This window comes from Streptomyces sp. NPDC058576, from assembly GCF_042718715.1.
Classification (GTDB): domain Bacteria; phylum Actinomycetota; class Actinomycetes; order Streptomycetales; family Streptomycetaceae; genus Streptomyces.
The window spans coordinates 21,301-44,110 of sequence record NZ_JBHXPF010000054.1; the positions used below are offsets into that span (position 1 = coordinate 21,301).

Genomic DNA, 22,810 nt, shown 5'->3' on the forward strand with positions numbered 1-22,810 from the left:
GAGGCCGCGCACTTCACCCTGGCGGCACTCAACCGGGTTGCGTCCTCCGTTTAGGGTCGAGGGATGGAGACCCCTACTGCTCGATGGCGGCGACTGCTGCCGCGTACCCCTGGCCGGTGGGCCGCGGTCGGCGCCGCGCTCGCCGTGCTCGTGGGCGGCGGCACCTGGTCCGCCGTCGCCGACGACGGCGCGCCCGCCGTGCAGCGCGAAGACCGGACGCTGCGCATGGACGGGGTGCCGATCGACACCTCGTACTTCCACGCCAAGGGTTCCGGCAAGCGCCCCGCCGTGCTCATCGGGCACGGCTTCGGCGGCAGCAAGAACGACGTACGGGCGCAGGCCGAGAAGCTGGCCGCCGACGGATACGCGGTGCTGACCTGGTCGGCGCGCGGGTTCGGCAAGTCCGGCGGGGAGATCTCGCTCAACGACCCGGACCACGAGGTCAAGGACGTGTCCCGGCTCATCGACTGGCTCGCGACCCGGCCCGAGGTGCAGCTGGACGAGAAGGGCGACCCCCGGGTCGGCCTCACCGGGGCGTCCTACGGCGGGGCCGTCTCCCTGCTCGCCGCCGGGCACGACGAGCGCGTCGACGCCATCGCGCCCGTGATCACCTACTGGAACCTCGCCGACGCCCTCTTCCCCGAGGGGGTCTTCAAGAAGCTCTGGGCGGGGATCTTCATCACCACCGGCGGCGGCTGCGAGAGGTTCGAGAAGCAGCTCTGCGAGATGTACGAGCGCGTCGCCGTCAGCGGCAAGCCCGACGCGGAGGCCGTCAAGCTGCTCACCGAGCGCTCGCCGTCCGCCGTCGCCGACCGCATCAAGGTTCCCTCGCTCCTCCTTCAGGGGCAGTCCGACTCCCTCTTCCCGCTCGGCCAGGCCGACGCCATGCAGAAGGCCATCAGCGCCAACGGCGCACCCGTCTCCGTCGACTGGATCGCGGGCGGGCACGACGGCGGCGACAACGAGACCGGCCGGATCCAGGGCCGCGTCGGGGACTGGTTCGACCGGTACCTCAAGGAGGACACCGGCACCGGCACCGGGCCCGCCTTCCGCGTCACCCGTACCGGAGGCGTCGACTCCACCGACGGGGCCGCCCTCCTGCGCGGCGCGAGCGGCGACACCTACCCGGGGCTGCGCAGCGGCGGCCGGGACATCGCGATCGGCGGCGGGACGAAGACCTTCCGCAACCCGGCCGGGGCCGCGCCGCCCGCCATCTCCGCCGTGCCCGGCGTCGGCGGCGGACTCGCCCAGCTCTCCACCCTCGGCGTCGGGCTCTCGCTCGACTTCCCGGGACAGTTCGGCCGGTTCGAGTCCGCCCCGCTGGACACCTCCGTACGGGTCACCGGCACGCCCACCGCGAAGGTGACGGTGAAGGCCGACGGCGACCGGGACGCGGTGCTCTTCGGCAAGGTGTACGACGTGTCGCCGGACGGCAGGCAGCAGGTGCTGCCCCACCAGCTCGTCGCCCCCTACCGGATCACCCCCGACCAGCAGGGCAAGCCGATCGAGCTGGCGCTGCCCGCCGTGGACCACGAGTTCGACGCCGGCCACCGGCTGCGCCTCGTGTTCTCCGCGACCGACCTCGGTTACGCGTCCCCGGCCGAGCCCGCCACGTACAGCGTCACCGCCGACGGACCGCTGACCATCCCCACCGCGCCCGCCGTCGCGACCGCCGCCGCCACCCTCCCGTGGTGGACCTGGGGCCTCCCGGCCGCCGCCCTCGTCATCGCGGCCGCGCTCCTGCTCACCGCCCGCCGCCGCACCGCGACGCCCGCGCCGGATCCCGCGCTCACCGACGTACCGCTCCAGATCACCGGCCTGTCGAAGAAGTACGCCAAGTCCGTCGACCGGTACGCCGTGCGCGAACTGTCCTTCCGGGTCGAGAAGGGCCAGGTCCTCGGGCTCCTCGGGCCCAACGGAGCGGGCAAGACGACCACGCTGCGCATGCTGATGGGGCTCATCACCCCCGACGAGGGCGAGATCCGCGTCTTCGGGCAGGCCATCCGGCCGGGCGCCCCGGTGCTGTCCCGGGTGGGGGCGTTCGTGGAGGGGGCCGGGTTCCTGCCCCACCTCTCCGGGCGCGCCAACCTCGACCTGTACTGGCAGGCCACCGGCCGGCCCGCCGCAGACGCGTACATCGACGAGGCCCTGGAGATCGCCGGGCTCGGCGACGCGCTGGCCCGCGCGGTGCGGACGTACTCCCAGGGCATGCGGCAGCGGCTCGCCATCGCGCAGGCCATGCTCGGCATGCCGGACCTGCTGATCCTCGACGAGCCGACCAACGGGCTCGACCCGCCGCAGATCCGCGAGATGCGGGACGTGATGATCCGGTACGCGGCCGGCGGCCGGACCGTCATCGTCTCCAGCCACCTCCTCTCCGAGGTCGAGCAGTCCTGCACGCACCTGGTCGTCATGGACCGGGGCCGCCTCGTCCAGGCCGGCCCGGTCGCCGAGATCACCGGATCCGGCGACATGATCCTGGTGACCACGGCGGAGGAGGTGTCCGAGCCGCTCGCGGAGAAGGTCGCCGCCCTGCCCGGCATCGGCTCCGCCGTCCGCACCGACGACGGGCGCGGGCTCCTCGTCCGCCTGGACGGGGCCACCACCTCGCGGCTCGTCTCCGACCTGGTCCGGCTCGACGTCCCGGTCACCGGCGTCGGCCCGCACCGCCGCCTGGAGGACGCCTTCCTCACCCTGATCTCCGGAGGAGCAGCATGAGCGCCCCCGTACAGCCCCCCGAGGACCGGGTGGAGACCGACCACCCGGAGGCCGCGGGCTACCGCGCCGGGCGCACGCTTCCCCTGCGCGTCGAGGCCATGCGGCAACTGCGCCGCCGCCGCACCCTGCTCATGGGCGGGATCCTCGCCGCCCTCCCGTTCATCCTGATCATCGCCTTCGCGATCGGCGGCACGCCGGACGGCGAGGACGGCGGCGGGGGAGGCGGCGGTGGCGGGGGCGGCAGCCGGATCAACCTGATGGACGTGGCGACCGAGTCCGCCGCGAACTTCGCCGCCACCTCCCTGTTCGTCTCGGCCGGGTTCCTGCTCGTGGTGCCGGTGGCCCTGTTCTGCGGGGACACCGTCGCCTCCGAGGCGAGCTGGTCCTCCCTGCGCTATCTGCTCGCCGCGCCCGTGCCGCGCGTCCGGCTGCTGTGGTCCAAGCTCGTCGTCGCGCTCGGCTTCAGCCTGGCCGCGATGGTGCTGCTGCCGGTCGTCGCACTGGTGGCGGGCACGGCGGCCTACGGATGGGGGCCGCTGAAACTGCCCACCGGGGGAGCGCTGGCCGCCGGGGACACGGTGCCCCGCCTCGCGATCGTCGTGGCGTTCATCTTCGTCTCCCAACTGGTCACCGCGGGCCTGGCGTTCTGGCTGTCCACGAAGACCGACGCCCCGCTCGGCGCGGTCGGCGGCGCGGTCGGTCTCACCATCGTCGGCAACGTCCTCGACGCGGTCACCGCCCTCGGCTCCTGGCGCGACTTCCTGCCCGCGCACTGGCAGTTCGCCTGGGCCGACGCGCTCCAGCCGCAGTTGGAGTGGGGCGGCATGATCAAGGGGGCGGCCATCTCGGTGACGTATGCCCTGATTCTGTTCGCGCTGGCCTTCCGCGGGTTCAGTCGTAAGGACATCGTGTCCTGAACCTGATGTTCCGCCGGTTTCCTGCCCGCTGTTGCCGCATCGAGATGGTTCCGCAACGCTTTCGCCGACTCCGGCCGGCGGTCCCGTACGTCACATTCACAGATGTCGAGGACATCGTGACGACGTGGGGGGTTACGCATGCATCAGGCCGGCCGACGACATGAGAAGCGGGCAGGAGGCCGGGCGGGAGCCGTGGCGCTCCTCCTGGCGGGCGCCATGGCGCTCACCGCCTGCTCCGCCTCCGACAGCGGATCGAGCGGTACGCCCGACCTCAGCTCGGGGAAGCGGCAGGGGCAGGGAACGATCGGCGGCGGACAGCCCGCGCCGGACGCGGCCGCGCCGGAGGCGGGCCGCTCGGCCGCACCGGGGGCCGACGCCGAGTCCGACGCTTCCGGCGAGCCGGGCCTCAAGGCCCCCGACTACCTCTCCACCTTCGCCCTGGACGTGGACACCGCCAGCTACGGCTACGCGCGCCGCACCCTCGGCGACGGCAGGCTGCCCGCCGCCGAGGACGTACGGCCCGAGGAGTTCGTCAACAGCTTCCGCCAGGGGTACGAGCGGCCGGAGGGCAACGGCTTCTCGGTCAACGTCGACGGGGCGCGCATCGACGCCGGGACGGGCGGGGGCACCGGCGGGGATGGCGGAACCGGAGCCTCCGACTGGTCGCTGCTGCGCGTCGGCCTGGCCACGAAGGCCGCGCCTCCCACCGCCGAACGGCCGCCCGCCGCGCTCACGTTCGTCGTCGACATCTCGGGGTCCATGTCCGAGACCGGCCGCCTCGACCTGGTCAGGACGTCCCTGACCCTCCTCACCGACGAACTGCGCGACGACGACTCGATCGCCCTGGTCACCTTCAGCGACGAGGCCGAGACCCGGCTGCCGATGACCCGTATCGAGGGCAACCGGAACCGGATCAAGGACATCGTGGAGGAGATGCGGCCGGCGCAGTCCACCAACGTCGGGGCGGGCATCACCCTCGGCTACGAGGAGTCGGTCGACGGCCACCGCGAAGGCGCCACCAACCGGGTGGTGCTCCTCTCCGACGCCCTCGCCAACACCGGCGACACCGAGGCCGAGTCCATCCTGAAGAAGATCGAATCCGCCCGCCGCGAATTCGGCATCACGCTCTTCGGCGTCGGCGTCGGCAGCGACTACGGCGACGCGTTCATGGAGCAGCTCACCAACCAGGGGGACGGGAACACCACGTACGTCGGCGACGAGACGCAGGCCCGCAAGGTCTTCGTCGACCAGCTTCCCGCCCACCTCGACATCCGGGCCCGCGACGCCAAGGCCCAGGTGGCGTTCGACCGGAAGAACGTGCGGCAGTTCCGGCTGATCGGCTACGAGAACCGCAAGGTCGCCGACGAGGACTTCCGCGACGACAGCGTCGACGGCGGCGAGGTCGGCCCGGGCCACACGGTGACCGCTCTCTATGCCGTACGGCTGCGCGAGGGCGCGTCCGGCACCGTGGCCAGGGCCACCGTGCGCTGGCTCGACCCCAAGACCCGCGAGGCCCAGGAGGAGACCGGGACGGTCACGACCGGGTCGGTCGACGGAACGCTGTGGGGCGGCGGGAACGACCGGCTCCAAGTGGTCGCCGTGGCAGCCTACTTCGCCGACCGGCTACGGGGCGGCGACCTGCCCGGCGCACCCGCGCTTGGTGAACTCGCGGGCCGGGCGTCCGGGTTGGCCGAGTCGACCGAGGACAGCGCGGTGAGGAAGCTGGCCACGGCCATCGGGCAGGCGGACCGGCTCCAGGGCGGAGCCGGGACGGGTGACGTGCCGGAACCGAGCGAGGGCGAGATCGGCTGAGGCCGACCGCCCGCCCTCACCGCTCCGGCGACGCGGGGGCCCGGGCGGGTCGGGCGGGTCGGGTCGCTCGGGTCGGTGGGGAGTCGGTCGGGTCGCTCGGGTCGGTCCGGTTCGCACGGTCGGCCGGTTCGCTCGGGTGGGCCGGGTCGGCCGGGTCCGTTCGCTCGGGTGGGTGGAGTCGGGTCGCCCGGGTCGGGCCGGGTCGCCCGGGTCGGGCCGGGTCGGTCGGGACTCGGCCGGGTCGGTCCCGTTCGCACGGTCGGCCGAATACCGGCCCTGCGCACCGCCGTTCCGGGCCATGATGTCCGCCATGACCTCCCTCCTCCTCGTGCTCGCCACGATCGTCACCGGCCTCTACGCGGGCTTCATGCTGACCTTCCTGACCGCGATCATGCCCGGCCTCGCCGACCTGACGGACGAGCAGTTCACCGCGGCCATGCGCCGCTTCAACGAGAGGGTTCCCGGGCCGGTCTTCCTGGTCCTGTTCCTCGGCGTCGTCGCGCTGCCCGCCGCCGCGTTCTTCACGGGCCTCGGCGAGCACGACGAGGTGGCGGGGCCGGCCATCCTGGTGGCGCTGATCTGCTCGGTCGCCGGTCACCTGATCACCGTGGCCGGGAACATCCCGCTCAACAACGCCCTCGCCGCCTCCGAGGGCGGCGACGACAGCGCGGCCCGCGCGGCCTTCGAGTCCCGTTGGAACAGGCTCCACCGGGTGCGCACAGTGCTCTCGCTGGCGGCGTGCGTGCTGCTGGTCGTCGCGCTGTAGGGCGGGGCTGCCCGGCCGTGTCCGTCCGGGGCCCGTGGGCGGGGCTATCGCCCTCCCGCCGCCTCCGCCCGCCCCGGATGGCGGGGGCCGAGCAGCACCACGAGGGCGGCCTTCCCCGGCACGGGAGCGGCGACCCGCCGCCAGCCGGTCCGCTCGTACAGCCGCAGCGCCGCCTCGGCCCGCGTGGACGTCAGCAGCCAGCACCGGCCGCCCGGAGCGGGTCCCGCCACCGCGTCCAGCAGCGCCGCGCCCAGCCCCGCACCATGAGCCTCCGGCGCGACCGCCAGCTCGTTCACCTCCAGCGCCCCGCACAGCCACGCCCGGGTCCGCCCGGCCCCGAGCGCCTCGGCGACCTGCCCGTAGCTGCGGTCGGCCGGAAAGACCTCCGGTGTGATCCAGGCCGTGGCGAAACCGGTTACCGTCCCCTCGGCCGTCGCCACCGCCGCCGTGAACCCGGGCCGCAGCGCGTCCCGCGCCAGCCGTTCCGCGTAGACGTCGGCCTGCGCCGGATCCTCGCTCCAGGGCGGGGCCGCGAAGGCGCTCGCGTACACGTCGCGGATGCCGTCGGCGTACCGGATCAGCTCCCCGGGGCCCACCGTTCGTACCTCGGTCGTCATCGCACCGTCCCTTCGCCGTTCCCCGGATGTCACCGGCGGATCATCCGCGAACTGCCGGTCCGGGCACAACCCTTCGCCCGGTAGGCCCGTCTGAAGGGGTGCGAGTGGCCACTCGATCACCCCATGTCCGTGACAACCGCAGTACGCCGCGGCGCCGAGCAGACAGCGCTTTCCCGCTGTCCGCCCGGCGCCCCAGAAACGAACGTTCCACCAGAAGGAGTCCCCGTGACATCCCGAGCAATCGGTACCGGTGTGGTCCTGGCCCTCACCCTGGCCACCGCAGTCGTCGCCCTGCCCGCCACCGCCCACGCCGCACCGGCCCCCGACCCCCACGGCGCCCGCGCCGACTTCAACGGCGACGGCTTCCCCGACCTGGCGTTCACCGCGCCCGGCGCGACCGTGCAGGGGGCCAAGGGCGCCGGATACGTCGGCGTGGCCTACGGCTCCGCCAACGGGGTCAAGGACTCCGCGAAGAGGGTCTTCACCCAGGCCTCGGCGGGCGTCCCCGGCTCCCCGGAGGCCGGTGACGCCTTCGGCGCCGCCGTCACCTCCGCCGACCTCGACCGGGACGGCTACGCGGACCTCGTCGTCGGCTCGCCCGGCGAGAAGACCGGCGCGGCCGAAGGCGCGGGCGGCGCGACCGTCCTGTGGGGCGGACCGGGCGGTCTGGCCGCCGGGGCGACCCTGCTGACCGGCGAGGAGTACGACGGCCTCGGGCGCGGGCTGGCCGTCGGCGACTTCAACGGCGACGGCGCCCCCGACCTCCTGGCCGCGGGCGGTGCCGCCCTGCGCACGCTCACCGGCCCCTTCACCCGGGACGGCGCGGCGGCCGCGACGGGCGAGATCCCGAACCTCGACGACGAGCGCTACCTCGATGTGGCGGCGGGCGACGTGAACGGCGACGGCCGCGACGACCTCGCCGTCCTGGTCAACGACGGCGACGAGTTCGATGCCCGGCGCATCGACATCGGCCTCGGCTCCCCGGCCGGGCTCGGCGCGGAGCTCACCACCATCAAGGGGAAGAACGGCTACCGGCTGGAGGGCGGCGAACACCTCGCCGTCGGCAACGTGAACAACGACAAGTACGCCGACCTCGCCGTCGGCCGGGCCATCGACGGCTACGACAGCGACCTGGATCTGCCGCTCGCCGAGGGCGGCATGCTCACCTACGTACCGGGCGGCGCGAGCGGACCGCAGGGCACCGAGGCCGTCGTCCTCAACCAGGACTCGGCCGGCGTCCCCGGGGCCGCCGAGCGCAGTGACAACTTCGGCGCGTCCGTGTCCATCGGGGACACCGATGGCGACGGCTACGGCGAGATCGCGGTGGGCGTCCCCGGCGAGGACCAGGGCACGGTCCAGAACGCGGGCGGCACGGTCGTCCTCCCCGGCACCGCCACCGGCCCGACGGGCACGGGCAGTTACGGCTTCAACCAGGGCAGCCCGGATGTCGTCGGGGCCGTGGAGAGGAACGACCGCTTCGGCGGCGCGGTGTCCCTGCGCGACCTGAACGGCGACGGCCGCACCGAACTGGCCGTGGGCGCGCCGGGCGAGAACGCGGACGAGGGCTCCCTGTGGGTGTTCCCGGCCACCGCCTCCGGCCTCGCGGCCCAGGGCTCGTTCAGCTTCGGCCACGGGGCGCTCGGCACGGTGGCCACGAAGGCGGAGCTGGGCAGCGGCTTCAACCGCTGACCCGGGGCGCGGAGGCCCGGCTCTCCCCTTCCTGCGGAGGAAGGGGAGAGCCGGGCGCCTTCGCCCGTCACACGTTGGGCACCTTGAGCCGGTCCCAACTGCTCTTCCCGGGAATGCCGTCCGCGTCTCCTCCCGAGTAGCCCAGCTTGCGCTGCCAGGCGGCGTACGACTTCCGGTCGGCCTCGGACCAGGCCGGTCCCGGGCCCACCGTGTACCGGCCGCAGCCCTCGGCCACCAGGCGTTTGCCCATCGCCGTGACGATCGCGCTGTTGCGGCCGACCTTGAAGAACGCGGCCCCGGGGAACGGCTCGTACGTCGGCTTCGGCGGCGGCTCGGACGGGCCGTCCGGGGAGCCCCCCAGCCGCTTGCCGATCCGCGTGCGCATCGAGTTCATCGTGAAGCCGCGTGGATCGATCTTGCCCGGCTGCCACTCCAGGTGCCCGATCACCGAGCGCTGCGACCAGCCGTGCGCCCGGCAGACGGCGGCCGCGGCCCGCTCGATCGCCAGCAACTGGGCCGACGGCCACGGATCCTTGCCGTCCCCGAGATTGACGCACTCGAAGCCGTAGAAGTGCCGGTTGCCGTCGGTGTTGGCCTCGTTGTCCGGGGGAAGCGCCTTCTCCGCGACGACGGCACGCAGCACGTCGTCGTCGCCGAGCCCGGCGTGGTTGGCCCGCCCGTTCCCCACGAGGTGGACGGTCCCGTCCTTGGCGATGACCCCGTGGCAGAGCGGGCCGGGCAGGGCGGAGTGACCGTTGTAGCAGAGCTCGACCGAGGACGCGGTGCCCGAGGTGACGGTGTGGTGGATCATCACCCCGTGCGTCGGACCCCAGGGACCCTTGTGGTTCCGGTTGTTGGTACGCCAGCTCCGGTGTTCGACGACGTGGAGGCCTTCGTCGCGGAGGGCTTTGAGCAGCTTGTCGGCGGACAGCGGCGTCGCCATCGCGGCGCTCCCTTCCCTGATGGTGCGTAGTTCACGCAGGCGCTTCGGTGTGCGTGCGGCGGGGCCGGGCTGGACGGACGGCGGCACGGGGCCGCGGATGCCCGCCGGGTGACGGGGCGGGGCGGGGGGCCGGTCCCGCGGAGAGGATTCCGCCTTTCGGAGCCCACCTGATCGATTTGCCCGCTCCCATGCCCTGACGAACGTCCCGCCGGGCGGAAGGTTTCATCACGCCCGAACTCCCGTCCGGGTATGTCCGAACTCCTGCCCGAAGGTCGCGGGCGTCGGATGCGTCGGGCTACTCCCGCTGTCGTATGCGGCCGGACGTTCCGCCTCCTACCGTGAGGGGGTGATGACCTTCGACCGCCTGGCCGCCCGGGTGCGTGCTCTGCCGCCGATCGTCGCGGATCTGCTGGTGGTGGCGGTGGTGGGGGCGTTGACCGCCGCCGACGCGGCCGTCAACGAGCCCGGCTACCGGCAGGCCGACGCGCTGACCTGGGCCCTCCTCGTGGTCTCGCTGGCGGCGCTCGTCCGCCGCCGCCGTTGGCCCGTTCCGGTGGTCTGCGTGACCGGGGCGGCCTGCGCCGGGTGGGCGCTGCACGGGCACATCGGCGAGCTGCTCAACCTCCCGGTGATCGTCGCGCTGTACACGGTCGCGGTGCTGGGCGACCGCCGGCGCACCCTGTGGACCGGGGCGATCGCCGCGACGGTCTCGGGCCTCGTGGCGCTGAAGGTCGGCCGGGACGTGGTCAACCCGCAGGGGCTGCCCGTCCTGGAGATGGTCTGGCCGCTCGTCCCGCTGCTCCTGGGCGAGGTGGTGCGGACCCGGCGGGAGCTGCTGGCGGAGTACGCCGCGCGCGCCGCGCGGGCCGAGGAGGACCGCGAGCGGGAGGCCGCCCGCCGGGTCCGCCAGGAGCGGGTGCGGGTCGCCCGGGAGATCCACGACATCCTCGCCCACACGGTGAGCGCGATGACCGTGCAGGCCGGGGTGGCCCTCGACGCGCTGGACGCCGCGCCGGAGGTGTCGCGGCAGGCGATGACCCAGGTCCGCGCCTCCGGCAAGGAAGCCGTACGGGAACTGCGCGCCACGCTGTCCGTGCTGCGCGCGGCGGAGTCCACGGCGCCGGCCCCCCGCCTCGACCAGCTGGACGACCTGGTCGCGGGGGTCGAGGCTGGCGGGGTGCGGGTCAGCCTGCGGCGGGACACGGGGGATGCCGCCCTCCCCGCGGTCGTCGAGGCCACGGCGTACCGGATCGTGCAGGAGGCGCTGACCAACGTGGTGAAGCACTCCGCGGCGCGGCACGCCGCCGTGTCGGTGACCTGCGACGCCATCCGGCTGACCGTCGAGGTCGTGGACGAGGGCCCACCGGCGCCGCCGTCCGCCGCCGCCCCGCACACCGAGCGGGGCTTCGGCCTGACCGGGATGCGGGAGCGGGCGGTCGCGGTGGGCGGCGGCGTCCGTTACGGTCCGGAGCCGGGCGGCGGATTCCGCGTCCGCGCCGAACTGCCGACGGAGGGAGCGACGCCGTGACCGAGCAGCGGGCGGACCGTGGGGGGAGGACGACGCCGAAGCCCGTACGGGTGGTCCTCGCCGACGACCAGACCGTCGTACGGGCCGGATTCCGGGCCCTGCTCGACCTCACCGACGACCTGGTCGTCGTCGCCGAGGCCGCCGACGGGGCCCGGGCCGTCGAGGCGGTCCGGACGACCCGGCCGGACGTCGTGCTGATGGACATCCGGATGCCCGGCGTCGACGGCCTGGAGGCCACCCGCCGCATCGCCGCGGACCGCTCCCTCGACCGGGTCCGCGTGGTCATGCTCACCACGTACCAGGTCGACGCGTACGTCTTCGAGGCCCTCCGGCACGGCGCGGCGGGCTTCCTGCTCAAGGACATCGAGCCGGAGGACCTGCGCACCGCGATCCGCACGGTCGCGGCGGGCCGGAGCCTGCTCGCCCCCGCCGTCACCCGCCAGGTGATCGAGGAGTTCGCCCGGCTGAAGGCGCCCGAGGCTGCGGGCGCCGAACGGCTCGCCGTGCTCACCGGCCGGGAGCGCGAGGTGATGGCCCTGGTCGCCGCCGGACTGTCCAACGACGAGATCGGCAAGGAGCTGATCATGAGCCCGCTGACCGCGAAGACCCATGTCAGCCGGACCATGACGAAACTGGGCGCCCGCGACCGGGCCCAGCTGGTGGTCCTCGCCTACGAGACGGGCCTGGTCCGGGCCGGGGACCGCTGACCGTACTCCGGCGGGAGCAGCAAGCGGCTCCCGGCGGAGGATTCGCGGCGGACCACCCGCTCGTAGCGTCGGCCGCATGATCGAAGCAACGGAACTCACCAAACGCTACGGCGGGCGGACCGCCGTCGACCGGCTGTCGTTCACCGTCCGGCCCGGCCGGGTGACCGGCTTCCTCGGACCGAACGGCGCCGGGAAATCGACCACCATGCGCCTGATCCTGGGCCTCGACTCCGCGAGCGCGGGACGCGTGACCGTGGGCGGGAAGGCCTACGCCGACCTGCCCGTACCGCTGCGGTCGGTCGGCTCGCTGCTCGACGCCAGGAGCGTCCACGGCGGCCGCTCCGCCTACCACCACCTGGCCGGGCTCGCCGCGAGCAACGGCATTCCGCGGCGCCGCGTCGAGGAGGTGCTCGACCTGGTCGGGCTGCCCCTGGAGACGGCCCGCCTGCGCACCAAGGGATTCTCGCTCGGCATGGGCCAACGGCTCGGGATCGCGGCGGCGCTGATCGGGGACCCGGAGGTGCTGATCCTCGACGAACCGGTCAACGGCCTCGACACCGAGGGCATCCGCTGGATCCGCGAACTCATGAAGTCCCTGGCGGCGGAGGGCCGCACGGTCTTCCTCTCCAGCCATCTCATGAGCGAGATGGAGCTGACGGCCGACCACATCGTCGTGATCGGCCGGGGCCGGCTCATCGCGGACACGACCATGCGCGACTTCATCGAGACCAACTCCCGCGCGCAGACGCTCGTGAGGTCGCCCGAACCCGAACGGCTCCGGACCCTGCTGGAGGCGGCGGGAGCACAGGTACGCCTGGACGCCAGGGGCGGCTGGCGGGTGGAGGGGCCGGACCCCGCGGCCATCGGCGACCTGGCCCGGGACCACGGCGTCGCCGTCCACGAACTCACCTCCGTCCACTCCTCCTTGGAAGAGGTCTACACAGAGCTCTCGCAGTCCTCGGTGGAGTACCGGACCACTGACCAGAAGGAGACAGCCCGATGACCACGCCGACGCCTGTGGCCGAGCGGAAGAGGGAGACCGGCTTCCGGGAGGCCCTGTCCTACGAGTGGATCAAGTTCCGCAGCGTGCGCTCCACGGTGTGGACGACGGCGGCGACCGCCCTGCTGCCCGTGATCGGCGCGGTGTTCGTCGCCGCCACCGGCAGCCTGCAACCCGACGACACCGTCCTGGGCGGCAGCCTCACCCTGACCGTCGTCGCCCAGATGGCGGCCGCGGTCGTCGGGGTGCTCGTCGTCTCGGGGGAGTACAGCAGCGGCACGATCCGCACCACGTTCGCGGCCTGCCCCCGCCGGGGCACGGTCCTCGCGGCCAAGGCCACGCTGGTGGCGGGCGTGATGTACGTCCTGGCCCTGGCCTCGTGCACCGCCGCCTACCTCGTCGGGGACGCCCTGCTGCCCGAGGGACGGTACGCCCAGGGCGAGCCGCTGCCCGCGCTGTTCGGGATCGCCGCGTCCTTCGCGGTGGCCGCCGTGCTCGGCCTCGCCGTCGGCGCCCTCGTGCGCCACTCCGCCGGGGCGGTCACTACGGTGATCGGGCTGCTGCTCCTGCCGTCGCTGTTCGGCCCCCTCTTCGGCGACGCGGAGCGCTGGGTCGCAGGGCTCTCCCCGACGGCGGCCCTGGAGAAGCTCACCCAGACCTCCGACGCCACCGCCGACACGGTGGGCAGTCTCGGCCCCTGGCCCTCCCTGCTCCTGGTCACCGGCTGCGCGACGGCCGCCGTGCTCGGAGCCCTGATGCTGCTCCGACGGCGGGACGTGTGAGGCGCGCGGGCGCGTGCCCGGCCCTCCGGCGGGCGCCCGCTCAGGGGCCGACGGTCACCGGTCGGCGGGCGCGGGGCCCGCCGGCCGGGCCTGTCCAGGGGTGATCATGCCGCTCTCGTAACCGAGGATCACCAGCTGCGAACGGTCCCGGGCCCCCAGCTTGTTCATGATCCGGCTGACGTGGGTCTTGGCCGTGGACGGGCTGAGCACCAGCCGCTGGGCGATCTCGTCGTTCGTCAGGCCCGCCCCGACGAGGCGCATGACCTCCTGCTCCCGGCTGGTGAGCGCCTGCAGCCGCGGGCTGAGGTCGGGCTGGGTGACCCGGCCGGCGAACTCCGCGATCAGCCGCCGGGTGACGGCCGGGGCGATCAGGGCGTCCCCCCGGGCGCACACCCGGATCGCGTGCAGCAGCTCCGCCGGGTCCGTGTCCTTCACCAGGAACCCCGAGGCGCCCGCCCGCAGCGTCCCGTACACGTAGTCGTCCACGTCGAACGTGGTGAGGATGACCACCTTCACATCGGACAGGAGCTCGTCGGCGACGATGCGCCGCGTGGCGGCGAGACCGTCCGTGTTCGGCATGCGGATGTCCATCAGGACGACGTCGGGGCGCAGTTCACGCGCCAGGGCGTAGGCCTCGTCGCCGTCGGAGGCCTCCCCCACGACCTCGATGTCGTCCTCGTCGTCGATGATCGAGCGGAAACCCGCCCTGACGAGCCTCTGGTCGTCGGCCAACAGGACTGTGATCCGAGGGGTCATGGCCACCAGCCTAGATGACCGACCTCCCGCGCTCGGGCGATCCGGTCATTCCGCCCTGGCGGAGGCGGTGTCCGGCGCCGCCGGGCCCGGCTCCGTGTCCGCCGCGACCAGGGCGATCGGTGTCCCGTCCGCCGGGTCGGCCCGCAGGGGCAGCCGTGCCGCGACCCGGAAGCCGTGGCCGGTGTTCTCCGCCGTCAGCTCGCCTCCCAGCGCCCTGGCCCGCTCCGTCATGCCGATGATGCCGCTGCCGCGGGTGCTGTCCGGTGCGCCGCGCCCGTCGTCCTCGACACGTACGAGGAGGTCGTCGGGCAGGTAGGCGAGCGTGATGGTCGCGCGGGTCGCCTGCGCGTGGCGGCTGATGTTGGTGAGGGATTCCTGGACGATCCGGTACGCGGCCAGCGAGATCTTCGGCGGTACCACCGGGGCCTCGCCCTCGGAATCGACGGAGACCTGGAGGCCGGTGATGGCCGCGGCCCGGTCGGCCAGTTCGACGACGCGCTCCAGGCCCGGCACCGGGGCGGTGGGGGCCTCCTCGTCGACCTGGCGCAACACCCCGAGCGTGCCCCGCAGTTCGCGCAGCGCGTCCCTGCTGGTGTCACGGGTGAAGCGCAGCGCGGCGAGCAACTCCGCTGTCTCGCCAGGCCTCTTCGCGCTGCGGTGCAGGGCGGCCGTCGTCTGAATGTTGATCAGCGAGATGTTGTGGCCGAGCACGTCGTGCAGTTCACGGGCGATACGCAGCCGCTCCTCGGTGGCCGACTGGCGTGCGCGCACGTCCCGTTCGCGTTCGGCGGCGAGCGCCCGCTGCTCCGCCTCCGCCTGGTACGCCTGGCGTGAGCGCATCGCGTGGCTGAACGCGATCACGCTGAGGAACCATCCGCCGAGCAGCGCGATCGACATGTTGTCGATGTCCCGCTGCTTGCCGGCGACGGTGAACTCCCCGTACACGATCACGAGCATGATGACGACGGCCAGGGTGACGACGGCCGTCAACTGCCCGATCCTGGCGACCGTGTAGAGAGCCACCATGAACATCAGCGCCGGAGCGGGGCCGTTGACCCCGCTGGCCTGGTAGTACAGCAGGGTGGTCACCAGCGTCGTCACGGCCACCGACACCGGCCAGCGGGAGCGGGCCCCGAGGGAGAGCCAGCCGAGCACGGCGGCCGCGCAGCTGATCAGCGTGGCCTGCACGCTGTCCGCCGTCCTGCCGAGGATGACGACGGACAGCTCCAGCAGGCCCCCCGCGCCCGCCAGGGCCATGACTCGGTCGATCCGGAACACGGGGGCGGTGGACGCGTCTGCCATGCCTCTCAGCGTACGACGGCGGACATCCTGGGCGAAGCGGCCTCGGGGCCTGTCGTCAGACCGCCGTCGCCGCCGTCCCACCACCCTGCGGGTGCAGCACCAGGGCGAGTTCGGCGGCGAGGTGGGTGAGGTCCCTCTCGTGGCCGTGCGCCGCGATGTGCCCGTCCGGGCGGATCAGGTAGAAGCCCGCGTCGGCGCAGCCGGTGGCCCGCACGGTGTCCTGCGGCCGCAGGGTCACGCACCGCACCTGGGGCCAGTCCGCCGCGACCCGTGCGACCAGCCTCGGCAGATGGCTGTACGGGGATCCGGGCTGGACGGCGACGGTCCAGCCCGCCGGGCTCTCCGCGCTGCTGATGCCGTAGGACACCGCCGGTTCGCGGGGGAACACCATGCCGGCGCGGAGCCGGCCGGGGAGCCGGCCGAGGACGCGGCAGCGGGGGCTCCCGGAGGGCAGCTGGGTGCGGCGGCGTGCGGTGTAGCCGACCCGTCGGCCCGCCATCGCCGGGAACACCAGGCCGGGAACCGCGCCCGAGCGGGCGGCCGCCCGGAAGGCCGTGTCGCGCACCGTGATGCGGAAACGGCTGTCCGCCATCCAGGCCCGGGTCTGGGCGGCGGTGTCCGCCACGATCCGGTTCGTGGCCTCGACGCGCTCCGACGTGTAGTCGTCCAGCAGCGAGGCGGGGGAATCGCCGCGCAGGACGGCGGCCGTCTTCCAGGCCAGTTGGTAGCCGTCCTGAAGGCCGTTGTTCATCCCCTGCCCGCCGGCCGGGCTGTGCACATGAGCGCTGTCACCGGCCAGGAACACCCTCCCGCGCTGGTACTCGGTCGCCGTACGCGCGTGCACCCGGTAGACGGTCTGCCAGTGGGGCCGGGTGATCGTGACCCCGCCGGGGCCGCGTTCATCCAGCAGCTCCTGCATCATCGGCACGCTCACCCGGGGCTCGGGCCCCCGCCCGTCGTACGGCAGGACGGCGAGGATGCGGAACACGTCCCGGGACTGGGGCGCGATCATCAGTGTGCCGGACGGCCGCTGGTAGTAGAGCAGTTCACCCGCCGGCAGCGGTCCGTCGACCTCCGTGTCGATCAGGGCGAACGACAGCGGGTAGGTGCTGCCCTCGAAGCCGATGCCCAGCGCGCCGCGCACGGTGCTCGCCGCCCCGTCGGCCCCCACGACGAAGGACGCGCGGACCCGGCGCACACCCGCCTCGCCGCACTCCAGCACGGCGGTGACCCCGTCCGTGGCGTCGATCGGCCCCCGGAAGTCGACGTCGTCGAGGGCCAGCAGCCGGGTTCCGTACTCGACCTTTCCGCCCAGGGCGAGCAGCCGTTCCGTCAGCAGCCGCTCGGTCTCGGTCTGCGGCAGGTGCAACGGGCGCAGCGGCTCGGGAACGGTGAAGCTCGCCAGCGGCTCCCCGCCGGAGAAGTAGCTGAACCCGGTGATGGGAAGGGCGGCGTCACGCACCGCGTCACCGATGCCCAGATCCGTCAGGAGATCGAGGGCGCGCGGCCACAGCGCCAGTGCCTTGGGAACGGTCGCCGGGGCGTCCGCCCGGTCGATCAGGCGTACGCCCACGCCCCGGCGCAGCAGCTCGCACGCCGTGAAGAGTCCGGTGGGGCCCGCTCCCACGATCAGTACGTCGACCTCGTCGTGCCGCGTGCCGGCCGGGCCGTTCGTCCCGCCGCTCATCCGGCGTGCTCCAGCCGCTCACGCAGCCGCCGCGCCAGTTCGATGCGCTGCACCTTCATGGTGGCCGTCCGGGGCAGCTCCGAGAGGGGCAGCTGGACGGGGTCCGCGAGGGCGGGGAAGTCGGCGACCGCGCCGCGCCAGCGGACCGGGTCGAGCGGGACGTTCCCCTTCGTGCAGACCACCGGAAGGGGCTCGTTGTCCGGGCCGGGGACCAGTACCAGTTCGATCAGCTCGTCGAGGCGGCCGAGCACGGCGTCCTCCACCTCCAGGGTGCTGTCCACGTTCGGGATAACGTCCACCGCGCGGTCCAGGACGTGGACCCGCCCCAGCCGGTCGCGATAGCCGACGTCGCCCGTGCGCCACCACCGGCCGTTCAGCTCCTCCTGGTAACGGGCCTCCTCCGCGTAGTAGTTCACGGCCCGCCCGTCGCTGAGCACCTCGATGAAGCCGGGGGACGACTTCGACGGGCGCTTCCCGCCGCGCGGAACGACGCGCACATGGGTCATGCCGGGCAGCGGATATCCCAGGCAGCGCCCGTTGGCCTTGCCCGCGTTCTTCCGGGTGTACCAGCGGGCCACCAGCGGGCCGCACTCGCTCTGCCCGTAGAACTGGAAGAAGAGCGCGTTCCTGCGCCTGGAGCCGGACAGCAGCTTGTGGATGGTGGGCGGATGGATCGCGTCGAACGTTCCGCTGAAGTACTTCACATTGGCCAGCGGACGCAGCGGATGGTCCACCAATTCCTCCCACTCCACGTAGGAGTTGGGATGCGTCTCGATGATTCCGGGCCGGGTGCGGGCGAACAGCGGCGCGACCTTCTCGGGCTCGCCGTGCTCGATGACGACCACCGGCATCCCGTGCTCCAGCATCACCGCCAGCGCCATGTACATCCGCGAGTGCACGAACGAGACGTGGACGGCGTACGTCTCCGTGCCGCGGATCAGCCGGACCAGGTGCTCCTGCGGACGGTAGCGACCGCGCAGGGAGAGCGCCGTGTGGACGACCAGCTTGGGGACCCCGGTCGTGCCCGACGTGTGGGTCATCAGGGCGGGGTGGTTCCCGTCGAGCAGCACCGGTGCGCGCCGGGGCGAACCGGCCAGCGAGGCCAGCGACAACGTGCCCGGCACACCGTCGGCCGGCACGATGACCGAGCTGGTGGTCCGTTCCGTGTCGACGCCGGAGAGCTCGTCCGCGAGCTTCCCGGCATCGGTGATCAGGTGGGGGCGCTCCAGCCGGTTCAGCAGGGCGACGACGGTGTCGCCGTCGAGCGCGGGGGAGAGCAGGACCGGAACGGCGCCGATCCTGGAGGCCGCGCACGCCAGTACGTAGATGTCGAAGTTGTGCGACTTGTAGAGCGCGATGTGCTCGCCGCCGCGAACCCCGGCCGCCCACAGCCGCGCGGCCATGTCATCGATCAGGTCGGCCAGCCGGGCGGTGGTCAGCTCCCGCCCCGCCTCCGGCGCGATGTCCATGTCGTGGTCCAGCGTGAGGGGCGTGCCGGGGTGCTTGGCCGCCGCCTCCTCAGGCACCGTGCCCAGCCGGAGGGGGCGTCGGCTGGCGGGAAGGTGCAGCATCATGATGCCTCCTGAAGAGGGGAGAGCCGGTGGGAGAGGCGCTGCCGCAGCAGCAGCGCGTCCTGGTCGCTGAGGTCGATGGCGAAGGAACCGCGCAGCAGGTGGACGGCCTCGCCGGCACTCACCTCGGAGTGCTCGATCCGCCCGTCGGGGTAGTGCGTCGTCAGCTCGCGGTCGACGAGCGTCCGGTGCTCCCGGGCCGTGCCGTGCATGGCGATCACCTTGCCGGTGAAGGTGGAGCGCTCGTGCTGGGACGTGTAGTGGTTGGCCACGTCGAAGTCGACCTGGAAGTGGCGCTCCAGCCGGAACGCGTACAGATCGAACCATCCGTCCGGGCGCAGCGATCGCAGCACCCACTGGCCGCCGCCCCCGTCCGGGTGCGGGCCCGTCGGGGTGTCCTCCTCCCTGCCCAGCTGCCACTGCCAGGCCGCGACCCGGGACTGTGAGCCGGGCTCGAACGGGATCGGCTCGACCAGTCCCCGGGAACCGAACCCCACGTCGGCGAGCCAGTGCCGGGAACCCGCCGTGACGATCAGGACCGTATGGGCGCGGTAGCGGGTCTGGTCCGTGCCGAGACGGACCCGGGCCAGCATCCTGGTCACCGGGAATCCGAGGCGCTCCAGCACCACGGCGAACAGCAGGTTGTGTTCGAAGCAGTAGCCGCCCCGGCCGCGTTCGACCAGTTTGTGCTGGACGTCACCGATATCCAGTGAGATACCCCGGCCCAGGGCCACATCGATGTTCTCGAACGGAATGGTTTCCCGGTGCGCGCGGTGCAGCGCGAACAGTGTGTCCGTGGTGGCCGTGCGCGGCCCCGTATATCCCGTGCGCCGCAGATAGGAATCCAGATCAAGGAATTGCCCGCCCCATTGCGGGTCCCCTTCCCGGTCGGATTCCGGCGGCGGCGGAAGCGTGTTCTTCTCCTTGGCCATGCGCCGGATCCTTGGGCGGCGGGGGGCGCGAGGCAATTCTCCGGATAGCACTCCGTCAGGTCGTGGCCCGAACCTGACGGATTTCGTAAGCACCTGACGGAGTGTGCGGACAAGCGTTGGAGGCCCCGGGTGTGACGGCACACGATCGCCCAGCGCCTCAAGGAACCCGAAGAAGCCAGATGCTGCCGACTTCCCCAAAGGGGGAACCCATTCAAGGAGCGCTGTCGCGATGACCACCGGCGTCTCACCGGACCTCACACCATCCGCGGGTGGGCCCGCTCCTTTCCCACCCGGACCCGTCGTCCGCACCGGCGCCGGACCCGTCGTCGGCGCCCACGAGGAGCACGACGGACGCCGGTTGTCCGTCTTCCGCGGGATCCCCTACGCGCGGCCCCCCGTAGGCCCGCTGCGCTTCTGCGCCCCCCGCCCGGCCGAGCCCTGGAGCGAGGTGCGCGACGCCACCCGGTTCGCCCCCGCCTTCCTCCAGTCGGGGACACCCGGGAGCACCGAGGACGCGCTGTACGCCAACGTCTGGACGCCCGGCACGGACGGCCGTCGGCCGGTCCTCGTGTACGTCCACGGCGGCGGCTGGCAGGTCGGCGCGGGCAGCGTGCCCACGTTCGACGGCGCCAAGCCGGCGGCCCGCGGCGATCTGGTCGTGGTCAACTTCAACTACCGGCTCGGCCCGTTCGGCTGGGGACTGCACGAGGGCCTCGCCGACCCGGAGACCGGTGACGTGGCCAACTGGGGTCTGCTGGACCAGGTGGAGCTGCTCCACTGGGTCCGGGAGAACGCCGAGGCCTTCGGGGGCGACCCCGACTCCATCCTGCTGTGCGGCACCTCGGCGGGCGGGGCGACCGCCCGGGTCCTGGCCGGGCTGCCGGAGCTGAAGGGCGTCGTCAAGCGGCTCGTGGCGATCAGCGCCGCCCACGCCTGGGCGCCCGCCTTCGCGCTCACCCCCGAGGACGCCCGTACGGTCTACGCGAGTATCGCCGCGGAGTTCGGCACCACGGTCGGCGGACTGCGCGACGTCCCCGCGGCCGGACTGCAGGCCGCCTGGCTGCGGATCTTCGGCGGTGCTCCCGGTGAGCGGATCGTCGGCAGCGGCCGCGAGTACCGCGGCCCGGTGCCCGACGGCCGCCGGATCCCCTCCTTCGCCCACGAACTGCCGCCGCTCGACATCCCCGCCATGTTCGTCCACAACAGCACCGAGGGGTCGTTCTTCACCGATCCGCGCTCCCCGTCCTTCCCGCCCGCCCCGCCGGCCCCCCGCGACGACGCGGCCCTGCGGTCAGCGGTCCGCGACGTGCTTCTCAAAAGCGTCCACCGGGTCCCGGACGAGGTCGTCGACGCCTGCGTCCGCGCCTACCGCGAGGCGGCCGCGGCCGACGGGCTCGACGACGACCCGCGCACGCTGTGGACCGAGATCTGGGGCGACGCGCTGTTCCGCCACCAGATCGTGCGTCTGGCGGAGCGGCACGCCCGCGCGGGCGGCGCACCGCAGTACGTCATGGAGTTCGCGCACCCCGTCCGCGCGCCGCACTACGGCACTCCGCACGACGCCACGTCGAAGTTCCTCTTCGGCAGCCACAGCCACCCGATCAACATCGGGCAGTTCGGCGACGGTCCCCTGGAGCGCCGCGTCTCCGACACCTTCGTCGACCTGGTGTCGTCCTTCGCGTGGGGGCGCGCACCCAGCTCCCCGTACGCCCCCGAGTGGCCCGTCTTCCATCCGGACCGGCGCAGCACGCTCGTCCTCGGCGGCCATCGTCTCGCGGAGATCGCCCGCACCCCCAAGCTCCGCCAGCTCCGGTTCTGGGACGACGTGAGCTGGCTGCCGCAGCCCTGAGCCCGTCGACCGACGTCCGACCCTCGGCACACCCCTCACCAGGGAGAATTCAGTGGACAACGTTCCGCGCGACATCCGGTCCCGTGTGGCACTGCAACAACCGCAATGGGGCGACGAGGCCCTGCTGCGCCGTGTCAGGGACGACCTCGCGAGCCGCCCCGCCGTCGTCACCACGGCCGATGTACGCACCCTGCGCTCCCATCTGGCGCAGGTGGCGTCGGGGCAGGCGCAGGTGATCCAGGCCGGTGACTGCGCCGAGGACCCCGCGGAGTGCGGGCGCGGCCACGTCACCCGTAAGTCCGCCGTGCTCGACCTGATGGCCAGCGCCATGAAGATGGCCTCCCCCAAACCGGTCGTCCGCGTCGGGCGCATCGCCGGGCAGTTCGCCAAGCCGCGCTCCAACCCCACCGAGTGGGTCGGTGGAACCGAACTGCCGGTCTACCGGGGCCACATGGTGAACGGCCCCGAGCCCGATCCGGACAGCCGTCGCCCCGACCCCCGCCGCCTGCTGCTCTGCTACCAGGCCGCACGCGACGCGGTGAACAACCTCGACTGGTACCTGCCGACCGAGCGGACCCGTATCGAATCGCCCGTGTGGACCAGTCACGAGGCGCTGGTCCTGGACTACGAACTGCCTTTGCTGCGCCGCGATCCCTCGGACCAGCTGGTGCTCACCTCCACCCACTGGCCGTGGATCGGCGAGCGCACCCGCCAACCCGACGGAGCCCACGTCACCCTGCTCTCCCGGGTCGTCAACCCGGTGTCCTGCAAGGTCGGCCCCAGCATGACCCCCGAGGCGCTGCTGCGGCTGTGCGAGATCCTCGACCCGGCACGGCGACCCGGCCGGCTCACCCTCATCGCCCGGATGGGCGAGAGCCTCGTCGAGGACCGCCTGCCGCCGCTGGTCGAAGCCGTCCGCGCCGCCGGGCATCCGGTGATCTGGATCAGCGACCCCATGCACGGCAACACGGTCACCGCCGGCGTCGACGGACTCAAGACCCGCTACGTGTCCACCATCCAGCGCGAACTCCTGGGCTTCCAGGCGGCGGTGCGCGCCGGCGGCGGCGTCGTGGGCGGCGTCCATCTGGAGACGACGCCCGACGAGGTCACCGAGTGCGTCCACGACGCGTCCGCCAGCCACTCGGTCGGCGACAAGTACACAACATTCTGCGACCCGCGGCTCACTCCGCGGCAGGCGGTCGACGTGCTGTCCGTCTGGACGGGCTGAAGGAGA

At 73.0% G+C, this 22,810-nt stretch carries 18 protein-coding genes; 11 read left to right on the top strand and 7 right to left on the bottom strand.

Annotated features, from left to right (window positions below):
• Nucleotides 1-63 precede the first annotated feature (63 nt).
• From ACFWRV_RS28875 to ACFWRV_RS28890, 4 genes are all read left to right on the top strand, one after another.
• On the top strand, nucleotides 64-2,718 hold the full coding sequence (locus tag ACFWRV_RS28875; protein WP_384338661.1) for an alpha/beta fold hydrolase: 2,655 nt from the start codon (nucleotides 64-66) through the stop codon (nucleotides 2,716-2,718).
• Nucleotides 2,715-3,635 carry an ABC transporter permease gene (locus ACFWRV_RS28880; RefSeq protein ID WP_384338662.1) on the top strand — a complete coding sequence of 307 codons (921 nt, stop codon included), beginning with the start codon at nucleotides 2,715-2,717 and terminating at the stop codon, nucleotides 3,633-3,635. The genes ACFWRV_RS28875 and ACFWRV_RS28880 overlap by 4 nt, the downstream gene beginning before the upstream one ends.
• A 138-nt stretch (nucleotides 3,636-3,773) precedes the next feature.
• The gene (locus ACFWRV_RS28885) at nucleotides 3,774-5,447 is read left to right on the top strand and encodes a von Willebrand factor type A domain-containing protein (RefSeq protein ID WP_384338663.1); all 1,674 of its coding nucleotides are present in this window, start codon (nucleotides 3,774-3,776) and stop codon (nucleotides 5,445-5,447) included.
• 310 nt (nucleotides 5,448-5,757) lie between these two features.
• Nucleotides 5,758-6,213, top strand: coding sequence for a DUF1772 domain-containing protein (locus ACFWRV_RS28890; RefSeq protein WP_384338664.1), 456 nt, complete (start codon nucleotides 5,758-5,760; stop codon nucleotides 6,211-6,213).
• A 44-nt stretch (nucleotides 6,214-6,257) separates the two neighbouring features.
• Here ACFWRV_RS28890 and ACFWRV_RS28895 read toward each other — a convergent pair whose 3' ends face one another.
• Nucleotides 6,258-6,830, bottom strand: a complete 573-nt coding sequence (locus ACFWRV_RS28895; RefSeq protein WP_384338665.1) for a GNAT family N-acetyltransferase — start codon at nucleotides 6,828-6,830, stop codon at nucleotides 6,258-6,260.
• 225 nt (nucleotides 6,831-7,055) lie between these two features.
• Here ACFWRV_RS28895 and ACFWRV_RS28900 point away from each other — a divergent pair, with 225 nt between their 5' ends.
• Nucleotides 7,056-8,519: an FG-GAP and VCBS repeat-containing protein gene (locus ACFWRV_RS28900; RefSeq protein WP_384338666.1), complete on the top strand. Its 1,464-nt coding sequence runs from the start codon at nucleotides 7,056-7,058 to the stop codon at nucleotides 8,517-8,519.
• Nucleotides 8,520-8,586: 67 nt separating this feature from the next.
• Here ACFWRV_RS28900 and ACFWRV_RS28905 read toward each other — a convergent pair whose 3' ends face one another.
• Nucleotides 8,587-9,462 carry a peptidoglycan-binding protein gene (locus ACFWRV_RS28905; protein WP_384338667.1) on the bottom strand — a complete coding sequence of 292 codons (876 nt, stop codon included), beginning with the start codon at nucleotides 9,460-9,462 and terminating at the stop codon, nucleotides 8,587-8,589.
• 349 nt (nucleotides 9,463-9,811) lie between these two features.
• Here ACFWRV_RS28905 and ACFWRV_RS28910 point away from each other — a divergent pair, with 349 nt between their 5' ends.
• The 4 genes from ACFWRV_RS28910 (at nucleotide 9,812) to ACFWRV_RS28925 (ending at nucleotide 13,479) form a co-directional block, all read left to right on the top strand.
• Entirely contained in the window at nucleotides 9,812-10,990 is a 1,179-nt protein-coding gene (locus tag ACFWRV_RS28910) for a sensor histidine kinase (protein ID WP_384338668.1), read from the top strand.
• On the top strand, nucleotides 10,987-11,697 hold the full coding sequence (locus ACFWRV_RS28915) for a response regulator (protein ID WP_384338669.1): 711 nt from the start codon (nucleotides 10,987-10,989) through the stop codon (nucleotides 11,695-11,697). Before ACFWRV_RS28910 ends, ACFWRV_RS28915 begins: the two co-directional genes overlap by 4 nt.
• A 76-nt stretch (nucleotides 11,698-11,773) precedes the next feature.
• Nucleotides 11,774-12,700 (top strand): ATP-binding cassette domain-containing protein, encoded by a 927-nt coding sequence (locus tag ACFWRV_RS28920; protein ID WP_384338670.1) that lies wholly within the window; start codon nucleotides 11,774-11,776, stop codon nucleotides 12,698-12,700.
• On the top strand, nucleotides 12,697-13,479 hold the full coding sequence (locus ACFWRV_RS28925; protein WP_384338671.1) for an ABC transporter permease subunit: 783 nt from the start codon (nucleotides 12,697-12,699) through the stop codon (nucleotides 13,477-13,479). The genes ACFWRV_RS28920 and ACFWRV_RS28925 overlap by 4 nt, the downstream gene beginning before the upstream one ends.
• A 54-nt stretch (nucleotides 13,480-13,533) precedes the next feature.
• Here the strand turns inward: ACFWRV_RS28925 and ACFWRV_RS28930 are convergent, their stop codons facing one another.
• The 5 genes from ACFWRV_RS28930 to ACFWRV_RS28950 are packed head-to-tail and all read right to left on the bottom strand — an operon-like array spanning nucleotide 13,534 to nucleotide 19,727.
• The gene (locus ACFWRV_RS28930; protein WP_384338672.1) at nucleotides 13,534-14,235 is read right to left on the bottom strand and encodes a response regulator; all 702 of its coding nucleotides are present in this window, start codon (nucleotides 14,233-14,235) and stop codon (nucleotides 13,534-13,536) included.
• Nucleotides 14,236-14,280: 45 nt separating this feature from the next.
• Complete coding sequence (locus ACFWRV_RS28935; RefSeq protein WP_384338673.1) at nucleotides 14,281-15,537, bottom strand: sensor histidine kinase; 1,257 nt, start codon at nucleotides 15,535-15,537, stop codon at nucleotides 14,281-14,283.
• A gap of 55 nt (nucleotides 15,538-15,592) precedes the next feature.
• Nucleotides 15,593-17,224 carry an FAD-dependent monooxygenase gene (locus tag ACFWRV_RS28940; RefSeq protein WP_384338674.1) on the bottom strand — a complete coding sequence of 544 codons (1,632 nt, stop codon included), beginning with the start codon at nucleotides 17,222-17,224 and terminating at the stop codon, nucleotides 15,593-15,595.
• Entirely contained in the window at nucleotides 17,221-18,795 is a 1,575-nt protein-coding gene (locus ACFWRV_RS28945; protein ID WP_384338685.1) for an AMP-binding protein, read from the bottom strand. Before ACFWRV_RS28945 ends, ACFWRV_RS28940 begins: the two co-directional genes overlap by 4 nt.
• Nucleotides 18,795-19,727 carry an arylamine N-acetyltransferase gene (locus tag ACFWRV_RS28950; RefSeq protein ID WP_384338675.1) on the bottom strand — a complete coding sequence of 311 codons (933 nt, stop codon included), beginning with the start codon at nucleotides 19,725-19,727 and terminating at the stop codon, nucleotides 18,795-18,797. Before ACFWRV_RS28950 ends, ACFWRV_RS28945 begins: the two co-directional genes overlap by 1 nt.
• A gap of 229 nt (nucleotides 19,728-19,956) precedes the next feature.
• On the opposite strand from ACFWRV_RS28950, the gene ACFWRV_RS28955 reads away from it, so the two are divergent.
• Both ACFWRV_RS28955 and ACFWRV_RS28960 read left to right on the top strand, forming a co-directional pair.
• Nucleotides 19,957-21,576, top strand: coding sequence for a carboxylesterase family protein (locus ACFWRV_RS28955; RefSeq protein WP_384338676.1), 1,620 nt, complete (start codon nucleotides 19,957-19,959; stop codon nucleotides 21,574-21,576).
• 52 nt (nucleotides 21,577-21,628) lie between these two features.
• Nucleotides 21,629-22,804, top strand: a complete 1,176-nt coding sequence (locus tag ACFWRV_RS28960) for a 3-deoxy-7-phosphoheptulonate synthase (RefSeq protein ID WP_384338677.1) — start codon at nucleotides 21,629-21,631, stop codon at nucleotides 22,802-22,804.
• Nucleotides 22,805-22,810: the final 6 nt, after the last annotated feature.